We start from the raw sequence: 11,988 nt of genomic DNA, 5'->3' as shown, positions 1-11,988 counted from the left end.
CCTTCCTTTCTCATGGCTCATTGTCATTCTGAACTGATGAATTGGGTTTCCGGCATGCCTTTGAGATCACTAATGAATTGTTGCATCGCTGAGTTGAGGTATCGGCTGGACTTATAGATGACACCAACAGGATGACTGACCTCCAGCTCACTTAAGGGTATCATACGCAATGTACCTTGACGCAACTCATGCGCAACAGATTGTTTGGAGATGACAGCTGCCCCGAGATCAATCTCGACCATCCGTTTCACCTCTTCGCTGCTGGATAACTCCATTACAATATTAGGTTCAATATTATGTTTCTTGAAGATGGTTTCCGTAAATCTTCGCCCTACGGTATCAGGGGACAACAGAATCAAGGGTGTGCTCCGGAGCACATCCACTGCAGCATGTTTTTTCTTCGCCAGTGGGTGGGAAGGAGATACCACGAGTTCAAATGTGTCATAGTACAGCACAGATGTATTCAGGTTGGGATTACGCTCGGTGAGATAACCGATACCAATATCAACCAGACCATTTTCGACCTGGGTATAGATCTGTGATGAAGGAAGGGATTGAATACTGGTTTTGATCAGCGGGAATTGATCTTGGAAATAGGATAACACCCTTGGCAAGATCTGAATAGCAATGGAAGTCGTTGTGCCTAACACGATACGTCCCTGAGGCGTTTCATCGAGATCAGACAATTTTTGTTTCAACTCATCAACGATGTCGAGCATCCGTTCAGCGTGCTCCAGAAATACCTGTCCACGGTCTGTAAGGGTAACGGGTTGGTTACGATCCACAAGAACGGTGCTGAATTCGTCCTCCAGACTTTTGATCTGGGCCGAGACGGCAGGCTGAGTCAAGTTTAGAAGTTCACCCGCTTTGCGGAAGCTCATCGTTTTGGAAATGGTAATTAGTGTCTCCAGTTGGCTTATGTTCATAGGTGACCTCCTTGCAGGAAAAGTATCTTCGATATGTAGATGTAATGCGATGAAATCCCGTAACTGGTTATTGTTCCGTTATCATAAATTATAGGTGATTCAGGACAGCAGAGCAATGAAGGTAATTGTCAGGAGCAAAAGTAGTTCAAGAGACTGTGAAAAAAACGCGAATACAAGAATTTGATTTTTTTAACAGTTGAGTGAAAGCAGTAATAAAGTCCTAAATGCCTTTTGCCACGCACGATGATCGAAATGCTTTCTTCAAAAGAAGTGAAAAGCTCCGTTTATTCGCTAGAATCAGCTATAAACATTTGCCCCACGGATGACGATAAATTATAGTACACATGATTTAACGAATTCTTAATGAATTCTTGTACGTGATAAAGTATAATAAATTTAATGAATATGGGACTTTTGGTGTGTGACCAATAACCCAGTGTGAGGGGGACATAGACAGTGAAAGCGGAAGTGATTAATCCTTTCCTGGAATCGGCACGGAACGTATTCGAACAGCTCATCCAGGTTTCGCCTTCCACCGGGAGTCTTGGCGTGAAAAATGTAGAGTACATTGCAGACCATGTCTGGATCGTGATCGGAATGACCGGGCAACTTAGCGGAAACATTGTATTTGGAATCAATGAACAAGTTGCATTGAAAATTGTATCTGCGATGATGGGCGGTTTTGTCATTACAGAAATGGATGAAATGAGCAAAAGTGCTATTTCGGAACTGGGTAATATGATCAGTGGTAATGCCAGCACCATCCTGTCGAACCAGGGTGTTGTGGTCGATATTACACCTCCACAAGTGATGAAATCCGAACATCTGACTACATTTAGTGCAACGAAAGCACTGAGCATTCCTTTGCTGATGGATGGCATCGGTGAGATGGATATTCAGGTCATGATCTCGTAGAATAGAGCCATATGCCTCAAGAGGCAATATGTGTTCAATACGGGAGGACATCGGGTATGCTGAAAGATCAGGTAGTGTTTATTACAGGTGCATCGAGTGGTATCGGTGCGCTGTGTGCGCAGATGCTGATAGAAGAAGGAGCCATCCCGATTCTGGCTGCCCGTTCGCGGGACAAGTTGGAAGAGATTGGTGCCTCGCTGAAAGGGCCGCATGAATTACTCACGCTCGATGTTACGGATAGTGAGCAGGTTCAGGCAGCTGTGGAGGCGGTATTGCATAAATACGGACGAATCGACATTTTGTTGAACAACGCAGGTTACGGGAAATTCGCAGCGATGACAGAGATGTCTGTACAGGAATTCGATGAGATGATGGACGTTAATTACATGGGCATTGTCCGCTGCACCAAAGCAGTGCTTCCACAAATGCTGGAACGAGGCAAAGGTCAGATTGTGAACGTGGCCTCGATGGCTGGCAAAATCGGTACAGCCAAATCCGCTTCCTATACAGCTACGAAACATGCTGTACTCGGATTTAGTAATGCGCTGCGTCAAGAGCTTCGCAAGACTGGCGTCATGGTGACAACGATTAATCCAGGTCCGATTGATACACCATTTTTCCATCGGGCTGACCCATCTGGCAATTATGTGAACAATGTACGTTGGATGATGTTGAAACCGGAAGACGTTGCGGGTCATATGATTCGGGCAATGAAAAAGCGCAAGGAAGAAGTGAATCTGCCAAGACTTGCTTCTGCTGGCATATGGTTGTACCAGCTATTTCCTCGTCTTGCAGATCGATTGTCGCACGGTGTAATGAATCAGAAGTAAATGTGATACGAGGCATCATATACGGAATGAAAGAAAGGCTCCTCCGAGGGGCTTTTCTTTTTTTGGCGTGTGTACATTCAATTCTGGAATAAGATTTGGTACACGGGCTTTTTTCGCATATAATGAAAGGTAATGTGATGACAGGCTTCGGTTATATCCGTACAAGCAGGGCTAGCATCAAAATGAATAATTTAAAAGGATGGACATACATGACGAATCAAACATTTGCTTCAATTGGCGTGGAACAGGATCTGGAGGCCGTTCTGGCGAAACATGGCATTAACGAACCTTCACCTGTACAGGCTCAAACCATACCGGTTATTTTGGAAGGCCGAGATGTCGTATCCAAATCCCAGACGGGAACAGGGAAAACGCTGGCATATCTGCTGCCAATGTTACAATCCATCAAAATGGATATCAAAGGTACGCAGAAACTCGTTATTGCACCTACACAAGAGCTGGCGATGCAGATTGTACGTGAGGCACAGCGCTACGCGGAAGAACGCAAAATTGGTGTATTGGGTCTGATTGGTGGCGCAGCGGCAAAACGTCAGATCGAGAAGCTGCGTGAGCATCCACAATTGGTTGTGGGCACACCGGGACGACTGAAGGAATTAATTACACTAAAAAAACTGAAAATGCACAACGTCTCCACGATTGTTATCGATGAAGCGGACCAAGTGTTCCAACTTGGCGGTGTAAGTGACGTGAACTTTGTACTCAAGAGCGCATTACGGGACCGTCAGCTGATCTTCCTGTCCGCAACGATTGATGAGCATACGGCTGGACTCGCGAAGCGTGAGATGAAAGAGCCTGTTCAGATCGGAATTGAACCAGATCGCGCTACGGCTGCGGGGCTTGAGCATTATTATTTTGTAGAAGAAAACCGTAACAAAATTGATATGCTGCGTCGTCTGGTTAGACAGTACAATCCGGATCGCGCAATCGTATTTGTGAATGCAACCGAAGATATTGGTGAAGTGGAAGCAAAAATGAATCATCTGGGCTTGTCTGCTGCTGCGCTGTATGGGGATGCTGACAAAGTGACCCGAAGTAACGTATTGTCTGCCTTCCGTAATGGCAAACTTCAGTTGCTGATTGCCAGCGAAGTAGCTGCCAGAGGACTGGATATCGAAGGCTTGCCAATGGTCATTAACTATGACCCTGCCTTTGACTCGGAGCACTATGTTCACCGTGCAGGTCGTACAGGCCGAATGGGACGTTCGGGTATTGTACTATCCATTGTGGATGAAACTCAGATTTTCATTATGCGCAAATTCGCTCGGGAGCTCGGAATCGAACTGTCAGAACGTGTACTCTTCGGCGGTAAAGTATTGGAGGCTGATCCGCGTCCGGATACGCGTCCTGAGGGACATTCGTTCTCCAGAAAACCAGGACAATCCAGAGATCGCAAACCAGGTCAAGGCAGCCGCAATGGCGGTACCCGAGCTACTATCTCCAATTCGCGTCCATCGGGTAGCAAACCTACTGGCAATGCAGGACGCACGGAGCGAGATCAGGATCGTAAAAACAAGGGAGCACCCAAGTGGAGTAAAGACAAAACGCCACGCTCCGAAGAATAGAATCTGACGAAAGGGGTGCAGGGATAGATGGAAAACGTTCAATCGCCTGTTCTGCAAATCAGCGGGCTAAGCGGAGGTTATAGTGCCAAGCGGCCGGTCCTTCATGGCATCGATCTGGAAGTCGGACGTGGAGAGATGGTCGGACTAATCGGCTTAAACGGTGCTGGCAAAAGTACAACCATGAAACATATCCTCGGCTTGATGACACCTCAACAAGGCGAAGTACGAGTGATGGGCAAGAAACGGGATGAGGATGCGCAGATCTACCAATCGGCCATGGCATTCGTACCGGAATCACCCGAACTGTATGATGAGATGACGGTAATGGAGCACCTGGAGTTTACGGCAAGAGCGTACAATGTGTCGGAGGCTGACTTCAAGCAACGTACGGAGAAATTACTGCAATTATTCCGTATGAATGAAAAAAGTACAAGTCTGTCGACTCACTTGTCCAAGGGCATGCGGCAAAAGGTCATGATTATGTGTGCTTTTGTGGCAGGACCGCCACTGTACATTATTGATGAGCCTTTCCTGGGGCTGGACCCGCTGGGTATTCGCTCCTTGCTTGATTTTATGCTTGAGATGAAAGCTTCGGGATCATCCATCCTGCTGAGTTCACACATTCTGTCCACGATTGAAAATTACTGTGACCGTTTTATCGTTCTACATCGTGGACAGGTTATTGCTCAAGGGACATTGAATGAATTGCGCCTTCAATTCGGGGAATCGGATGCCACGCTGGAGCACATGTTCTATTCCCTCGTACAAGGCAGGGATTGAGCATGGATCTCAAGCTGCTATGGAAGCAAAGACGCACAGGATTCTGGAACGGAATTCTTCCTTATCTGGGATATGTAATCCAGAGCGGTGTAGCTATGGTCTTTTTATTTCTCGTCATTGCGTTCTCCGCCTGGTATACATCGTTTGTTCAGAACATTCCCGCAGAATTCCCGATTCGCTGGATTGCATTGTTGCTGCTGGCGCCACTGGTGCTGTTTAGCAGTTATCGTACATATCTGCTTCCGGCAGATATTGTATTCCTGCGGCCACAGGAATACCGGATGCAGGAATATTTGAAGAACAGCTTTGCCCGGGGCATCATCTATAAAAGTCTGGGCCTGCTGCTTGTGTTTGTTACACTGTGGCCTCTCTATGTTAGAGCAGATCTGGATGCACGGCCATTTGGCTGGTTCATCGTATTCCTGCTGCTGTGGAAAGGGCTGTCCAGTTATGGAGCATGGCAAGAGCTAAGAATGGTTCAGGTCGGAGCATCAAGAGGATATCGTCTCTTGCGTTGGGCTCTGGCAGTGCTGGCGGTTGGTGCATGGCTGTGGCAACCACCTCAGCGCAGCGTATGGTTCCTGCTGTTACTGGCTGTCGTCTATATCGTCGCCTTGCGTATACCGGTGAAACATCGGGTAGCGTGGGAACGACTGATTCAGGTGGAGCAGGGGCAGGCTGGCAGGGTTATGCGGACGCTCGGCTGGTTCGTGGATGTACCTTCATCCGGACAGAAAGTAAGTTCGCGTCGTTGGCTCAGCAAATGGGGGAGCGGTCTTCCATGGAACGCGGGGAAAGCTTACCGTTACTTAATAACCAAAACGTTTATTCGAACCGAAGTGTTCTCAATCGTGTTGCGCCTAGTTGTATTGGGCATGTTACTATCCTGGTGGACAGCAGGCAGCTACTTTGGTGTAGGCGTGTATCTGTTCTTCCTGTTGCTTGCAGGTGTACAGCTTGGTGCGCTGCGTCGCAGTCATAGTGAATCGTTCTGGATCATGATCTATCCGATCTCGGGAGAGAGTCGTCGTTCTCAGGTGTTGGGATTCATATTCCATCTACATGCGCTGGCTGCGTTGCTCATGTGGCTGCCTATGCTGGCTGCCGGAGCGAGTGGACTGACTGTCACCGGAGTAGCCCTTATTTTGGGGATACTGGTGATTGTGATCATGCGCCGTTCGCAAGGCAACAAGTGGTTGAAGGAAGAAGAAGACGAGTGAACGATCGATCGCACGTAACCTACCTCTCGCCAGCCCAGATGGTGGTTCGAGATGGACAGTGATTATTAACAACCAATAAAGACGGGTATTCCGAGCTGTGTCCCGGAATACCCGTCTTCATGTTGTACTCAGATCACTTACTTCCCACGCTTGTGTTCAGTACTAACAGAGGAACGATTTCGTGATAATAACGAGCAAGATGAACAGAACGAGAATGGCACCTGTGTTAGTAAATCCTCCGTAACCGCCGCATCCATAACCGCCTCTTGTATCTTCAACTCCAGACATGGTCATTCCCCTTTCAAGTGGTTGTTTGGCACGCCCTTGCGTACATCGTATATTATGTGCCTTGGGGTTAGGCTGATTGGGCCGATGCCCGGTAAAGCTGGAAATTCGAGCTTTTGGGCAGCTGTCCGGGTATGGCGAGTGATATCTGGCGAGTTGTAAAACACAAAAAGAACCAAAAGAACCCTCTGTATATTCGGAGACATGTAACGTCGTCCCGGCATACAGAGGGTTCTTATATCATTCAGGGTTCAGGTCTGTTTTAACTAAGTCGTCCGCAGATCCTGAACTCCACGATAGATGGTTTCATACAGATCTTCCAATCCGGATTCTTCAATACAGGAGAATGCGATTCGCAGATCCGCTTCACCTAGCGCGATTGTACCCACGCCGTATTTGTGAAGTAAGTGGCTTCGAAGTTCTTCAGCGCCAACTTCTTTCAGCTTCAGGCACATGAAGTAACCGGAGTTGAACGGATAATAATCCCATGCATCTTCATACTTGCCGCTATCGAGAATGGCCTTCACTTTATTGGCGCGGCCTTTCATAATCTCGAACTTCTCCTTCTTCTGTGCTTCAAACTCCGGTGCCTTGAGCGCATCCAGTACAAAAGTCTGGGAAGGATGCGGGCCACTGGAGATCGTTGCCCGGATAATACCGAGTGTTTTTTGTTCCAATGCGTGCAGAACGGCTGCATCTTCATGGGCATACGTAATGAATCCAACGCGGAAGCCCCATACGAACTCTTCCTTGGTTGCACCATCCACTTTAACGGTCAACACACGTGGATGAATATTGGCAAGTTTGCCAAACAGGGATTCATGAATGGAATCTTCGAAGAACAGCCCGAAGTACGCATCATCTGTTACAGCAACCACGTTAACGCCAGCTTCAGCTGCCTGACGAATCGTGTTTACAATGGCATCTGCTTCTTCGGCACCAGGCGTATAACCTGTAGGGTTATTCGGGAAGTTGAGCAGCACGATGGCTTTACCTTTGTCCTTTTGATCAAGCAACGCCTGAAGCAGACCTTCACTGTTGAAATTCAACTGATCATCGAACAGGGGATAATGAACCAACTGGCCATGACGACGAATTCCGAAGGTCAGCTCGTAATTTTCCCAGTTTTTATCCGGATATATGACAGCGTCCCCTTCATCGGCGAACAGGTCGGCTACGATACTTAGTCCATGGGTTAATGCATTGGTTACAATCGGATTGCCGAACGTTTTGCCTTCCAGGGAAGGCGTTTCCTTCAGCATCTTGTCTCTCCAGACGGTCCGCAATTCAGGTTTGCCTGCAGGTGGAGCATAAGGATACAGATCCTTTGGCTGGAATGCAGACAACTTCTCCTGAATAACCTGAAGATGCATCGGCACACCACCCTCCAGGGCGATACCAATCGTGGCATTATGGGTCTTGGCCAAGCTTGCTGCTTCAGCAGATTGACTCAAAATCCCCTCTTTAGGAAAATAAATTTCTTTGCCAAGCTGTGACAGCATGGAGTAGACGTGACTGCTGCCTGTCTGAATACTTTCGTTCAACTGTTCAGCCAGTGGATTCATTCTTTTCATCCTTCCAAGTCTTTGTGATTCAACTGCCTAACATTATATCACCTTGACATGCCCCCGTCACGGAAATTACGCAATATGACAGTTATATCGCTTTACCGCGTTGTTGCAGAGGGTTTTGGCGTGAGTTATCGTTGAATTCAACCTTGGAGGAATACTTATAAAATGAAATTTATTGCTGATGAAATGGACAATATTTCCGCATCATTTCAGCCGTTTCGGTATCCCTTCCTTCATTGCGCTGTTCCAACTGACCACTTATATGATCGAATCGTTCACTGGAGAGGTTTTGTCCAAATTTAAACTTGGCGCTGATCCGTTCTGGAATAATACGGACTACGGCTACAGCTTTGAGGTTACCTGTGTAACGCGAGTCAGTAGCGTCAATCGGTACATATCCGCCTTGCGGTTGAAGTTTCTCCATGAATCGTTGCAGCACTTTACCCTTAATGTCCAGATCCTTAACCAGTTCTGCCTGACCGAAGGCCATGACACTTTTGAAGAATGAAGTCGCCGGACAAGCAAGCTCAGGATCACTGAAATAGGATGGAATCAGGGAGAATTCTTCAGCCACCGTGAAACTGACTGAGGAATCCTGTTTGATCTGTTTCATCTTCTCGCCAGCCAGACTGCCGTGGAAATAAAAGCAACCGTCCATATAAACGAAATTCAGCGGTGTAACCCGTGGTTGTCCATCCGGACTGACCGTTCCCAGAAACCCGAAGGAGCACTGATCCAGAAATGCCGTAATCTCTTGTTCTTCATCTACTGTGAATTCTTTCCGTCTCATGTGTATTCCCCCATCAATGAAATGTATAATAGAACGCCATATCTTATGGATAACAATAGTTCATACATTGACAATGAAATAGATCCAATTTAGATTCACTTTAGTAGGCCAATTGGTCAGGATCACATAATGAAGACGAATGGAGAGAGGTGCATGATGGAATTGTGGCTGCCGATGGATACCTATGAACTTCAGCATCGATACAAGTATGAGGCATTGTACCATGCGTTACGTGATGCCATTCATGCAGGCACATTGGTGGGAGGTACGAGACTTCCTTCCACCCGTGAGTTGGCAAGGCAATATGAGATGTCACGTGGTTCGGTAGCTCAGGTATACGACATGCTGCTTGCGGATGGTTATGTTCATGCACATCGGGGAAGAGGTACCTTTGTAACCGAAACATTATCCGCCCAGGAAAATGAGAAACAGGAAGCCGTTCTCAATCTGTCCCCCTGGGGCGAGCGGGTACAGAGATTGAATACGCAACATGAAGTCCTGCGGACTCCAATGTCTTCACCGAAGCCGTCCGTCATTGATTTTCAAATGCAGCGCATGCCTGCTGAACATTTCCCGCTAGGGGAGTGGAAGAGTGCGCTCGCTGCTGTTCATCGCAGTGGTTGGCGAGAATCTAGCGGTGCAGCCGGTGATCCGGAACTGCGTGAGGCCATCGCCTCCCATCTCAGATGGACACGTGGTATCCAGGCAGAAGCATCTCAGATTGTATTGTTCAGTGGGTCAATGCAAGGCATCACCCTACTGTCTCAACTGCTGATTACGGAGAATGCAGCAGTTGTATTGGAGAATCCGGGTTATCCGGGTATTGCCCATGCCGTCAAGTCCTGTGGTGGGCACATCATCCCGGCGGATGTGGATGCTGCAGGCATTATTCCGCAGCCTTGGGAGGCACAGACGTTATTTGTCACCCCTACCCGGCAGTTTCCAACAGGTGCCGTGCTGGGGTTGGACAGAAGACGTGCCCTGCTTGCGTGGGCCTCGAAGCGGAATGCGGTCATTATTGAAGATGATTATGACAGTGAATTCCGATGGGGTGGAAGACCAATTGAACCCCTCAAAGTGCTTGATCGTGAACAACGCGTCATCTATGTCGGTTCATTCTCACAAACGATGGTTGCTTCGTTCCGACTTGGCTATGCCGTACTGCCACCTGGCCTGGTGGAACCTCTCCTCGCCGCCAAGGCGCTGTATGAGCCGGTACCTCCTGCGCTGTTAGAGCAGCGCGCACTGGCCAAATTTATGACCAGAGGAGGTTACCTGAGGCACTTACGGCGGTTAACCCGTTTATACGGGGAACGGCATGATTTTTTTGTCCGAGAGATGGAGCTACAGTTGCCGGAAGCATTCAAGATGCAGCTTGGTGATGCAGGACTGCATATCTACGCTACCTGGAATGGGGATGCAGACAGTTATCAGCGGTTTAAAAAGCTCACTCAGGAGGATGGCATACTGTTTCGTGATGCAGAGCGATATCGGCTGACTTCAGGTCATCCGGCGGCCTGCTTTGCTTTTGCACATCTGGAGAAAGAAGAGATGACAGAGGGAATCCGGCGAATGCGGCTAGCCTGGGAGAAGTGCACATTTTCGTTTCGGTGAATTCCGCTGTATAATGGGATAAGACATTTCGCTCCTGTAAGAGCAGAGATCATATATGAGCAAGTTGTATTGAATGACACTATAAAAGTTGAACTAACCATTTACACGAAAACGTAGAGGGCAGAAATAACCTGAAGAAGCGGAGCGCTCGCCTAAAAGCTTTCTGAAAGAAAGCTACATCGGAAGCATACGCTATCGCCAGATTTTCACCTTGTAAAAGTGAATCAAAAAAATCTGGGGATAACAGCGATCGGAAGGTTGTTCTGTCATCGAAGTGACAAGTGTAAATATTCTTTAGTTCAACTTATATAGATGAAATACATATGGCCTTGATTGAAGATGTGAGATTCAGATCAGAATGATGCCATATGCAGAGAGATTAACTATCAAGGGGGAGTGGCGACATGCTGCAGGCATCGCCGTCATCATTTGTTATTTTGCCCGCTGTCGCCAAAATTGTCTGTGAACCGGGCTGGAAGTGGCAGAAGCGGGAAAAACCGATGCAAAACTATGATTTATTTTATGTATGGAGTGGTGAAGGAACGCTTGTACTGAATGACCAGTCGTATGAAGTTGGCAAGGGTAGTTGTTTTTTGTTCAGGCCAGGAGATCATCCTACTGCAACACATAATAAACAAAAACCGTTGGTACTCACGTATATTCACTTTGATGTGGACGGACCTGTGACTGATGTGCCTCAGTCTTATCGCGAGGTACAGGAAACGGTGGAGTTTGAGCACTTGCTGGCACGTTATGTAAGACTGTTCTTATCGGATGTGTACGGACGTGATGAAGAGAGTCGATTGATTCTGAAGCAATTGATGATTCATTTACTGCGCGCCGATACAGAAGAACCTGTGGAGAAAAAGGTAAGCAACCAGTTGTCCGATGTCATCCAGGAGGTCGCCAATTATGTGCGTCAGCATCCAGGGATTACACATCGGGTGGAAGATCTGGCGGCCCGGGCTGGCTTATCGCCTCGATACTTCTCGATCAAGTTCAAGGAATTGGTTGGATCATCGGTGCAATCTTATATTATCCGCATGCGTATTGAACGGGCGGAACATCTGCTGGTGCATACCGGCATGAATGTGACCGAAGTGGCTGATGCTCTGGGATACCGGGATATTTTCTTCTTCAGTCGTCAGTTCAAGCAGTATACAGGCAAAAGCCCGTCCGAAATTCGTTAAAATTCGGATGGGAAGAACATGACAACGTTTCAAGTCTGGAACGCAAGGGTAATTATCTAGCATTCCAGATGACCAAAAAGGGGGAACTTGTGATGAACGGAAAACGTCGGGTCCGCAACCGGGGATGCTCTACGAAGGGATGCAATATTTTCCGGAACCGTCTGCGTCGCTTCAAACCGGCAGAGGACTTGCAAGATGTGTGGTTTTGAGGAGAACTCAGTAGACCAATAACGACGGAGCGAAGCTTCGTATTGCATGTATACATGGATCAATATGAAGACATA

General features: G+C 47.6%; 11 protein-coding genes. 7 read left to right on the top strand and 4 right to left on the bottom strand.

Features of this window, described 5'->3' with window-relative positions; translation table 11 throughout:
- Positions 1–23 precede the first annotated feature (23 nt).
- A complete protein-coding gene (locus AB4111_RS23245) occupies positions 24–926 on the bottom strand; it encodes a LysR family transcriptional regulator (RefSeq protein WP_036605798.1) in 903 nt (300 codons plus the stop codon).
- Positions 927–1,382: 456 nt separating this feature from the next.
- Here AB4111_RS23245 and AB4111_RS23240 point away from each other — a divergent pair, with 456 nt between their 5' ends.
- From AB4111_RS23240 to AB4111_RS23220, 5 genes are all read left to right on the top strand, one after another.
- Positions 1,383–1,841 carry a chemotaxis protein CheX gene (locus tag AB4111_RS23240; RefSeq protein ID WP_036605799.1) on the top strand — a complete coding sequence of 153 codons (459 nt, stop codon included), beginning with the start codon at positions 1,383–1,385 and terminating at the stop codon, positions 1,839–1,841.
- Positions 1,842–1,897: 56 nt separating this feature from the next.
- Complete coding sequence (locus tag AB4111_RS23235) at positions 1,898–2,671, top strand: SDR family NAD(P)-dependent oxidoreductase (RefSeq protein WP_253440586.1); 774 nt, start codon at positions 1,898–1,900, stop codon at positions 2,669–2,671.
- A gap of 209 nt (positions 2,672–2,880) precedes the next feature.
- Entirely contained in the window at positions 2,881–4,254 is a 1,374-nt protein-coding gene (locus AB4111_RS23230) for a DEAD/DEAH box helicase (RefSeq protein ID WP_442033413.1), read from the top strand.
- A 27-nt stretch (positions 4,255–4,281) separates the two neighbouring features.
- Entirely contained in the window at positions 4,282–5,034 is a 753-nt protein-coding gene (locus AB4111_RS23225; RefSeq protein ID WP_253440582.1) for an ABC transporter ATP-binding protein, read from the top strand.
- 2 nt (positions 5,035–5,036) lie between these two features.
- Entirely contained in the window at positions 5,037–6,254 is a 1,218-nt protein-coding gene (locus AB4111_RS23220; RefSeq protein ID WP_442033412.1) for an ABC transporter permease, read from the top strand.
- Positions 6,255–6,416: 162 nt separating this feature from the next.
- Here AB4111_RS23220 and AB4111_RS23215 read toward each other — a convergent pair whose 3' ends face one another.
- The 3 genes from AB4111_RS23215 to AB4111_RS23205 all read right to left on the bottom strand — a co-directional run bounded on the left by AB4111_RS23215 (position 6,417) and on the right by AB4111_RS23205 (position 8,900).
- Positions 6,417–6,542, bottom strand: coding sequence for a YjcZ family sporulation protein (locus AB4111_RS23215; protein WP_206759599.1), 126 nt, complete (start codon positions 6,540–6,542; stop codon positions 6,417–6,419).
- Between the two features lie 263 nt (positions 6,543–6,805).
- The gene (locus tag AB4111_RS23210; RefSeq protein ID WP_442033411.1) at positions 6,806–8,104 is read right to left on the bottom strand and encodes an aminotransferase class I/II-fold pyridoxal phosphate-dependent enzyme; all 1,299 of its coding nucleotides are present in this window, start codon (positions 8,102–8,104) and stop codon (positions 6,806–6,808) included.
- Between the two features lie 178 nt (positions 8,105–8,282).
- Complete coding sequence (locus AB4111_RS23205) at positions 8,283–8,900, bottom strand: pyridoxamine 5'-phosphate oxidase family protein (protein WP_442033410.1); 618 nt, start codon at positions 8,898–8,900, stop codon at positions 8,283–8,285.
- Positions 8,901–9,053: 153 nt separating this feature from the next.
- On the opposite strand from AB4111_RS23205, the gene pdxR reads away from it, so the two are divergent.
- Positions 9,054–10,514 carry a MocR-like pyridoxine biosynthesis transcription factor PdxR gene (gene pdxR / locus AB4111_RS23200; RefSeq protein WP_442033409.1) on the top strand — a complete coding sequence of 487 codons (1,461 nt, stop codon included), beginning with the start codon at positions 9,054–9,056 and terminating at the stop codon, positions 10,512–10,514.
- A 404-nt stretch (positions 10,515–10,918) separates the two neighbouring features.
- A complete protein-coding gene (locus AB4111_RS23195; RefSeq protein ID WP_105601246.1) occupies positions 10,919–11,704 on the top strand; it encodes an AraC family transcriptional regulator in 786 nt (261 codons plus the stop codon).
- The last annotated feature ends 284 nt before the right edge of the window (positions 11,705–11,988 follow it).

It is taken from the genome of Paenibacillus sp. 2KB_22, from assembly GCF_052115745.1.
Classification (GTDB): Bacteria; Bacillota; Bacilli; order Paenibacillales; family Paenibacillaceae; genus Paenibacillus.
The sequence above is the reverse complement of the archived record's forward strand: the minus strand, read 5'-3'. Positions and strand labels throughout refer to the sequence as shown.

Coding starts and splice junctions, on each gene's coding strand:
- AB4111_RS23205 (WP_442033410.1), bottom strand. CDS start 8,900: ATGAGACGGAAAGAATTCACAGTAGATGAAGAACAAGAGATTACGGCA.
- AB4111_RS23235 (WP_253440586.1), top strand. CDS start 1,898: ATGCTGAAAGATCAGGTAGTGTTTATTACAGGTGCATCGAGTGGTATC.
- AB4111_RS23210 (WP_442033411.1), bottom strand. CDS start 8,104: ATGAATCCACTGGCTGAACAGTTGAACGAAAGTATTCAGACAGGCAGC.
- pdxR (WP_442033409.1), top strand. CDS start 9,054: ATGATGGAATTGTGGCTGCCGATGGATACCTATGAACTTCAGCATCGA.
- AB4111_RS23220 (WP_442033412.1), top strand. CDS start 5,037: ATGGATCTCAAGCTGCTATGGAAGCAAAGACGCACAGGATTCTGGAAC.
- AB4111_RS23225 (WP_253440582.1), top strand. CDS start 4,282: ATGGAAAACGTTCAATCGCCTGTTCTGCAAATCAGCGGGCTAAGCGGA.
- AB4111_RS23215 (WP_206759599.1), bottom strand. CDS start 6,542: ATGTCTGGAGTTGAAGATACAAGAGGCGGTTATGGATGCGGCGGTTAC.
- AB4111_RS23245 (WP_036605798.1), bottom strand. CDS start 926: ATGAACATAAGCCAACTGGAGACACTAATTACCATTTCCAAAACGATG.
- AB4111_RS23230 (WP_442033413.1), top strand. CDS start 2,881: ATGACGAATCAAACATTTGCTTCAATTGGCGTGGAACAGGATCTGGAG.
- AB4111_RS23195 (WP_105601246.1), top strand. CDS start 10,919: ATGCTGCAGGCATCGCCGTCATCATTTGTTATTTTGCCCGCTGTCGCC.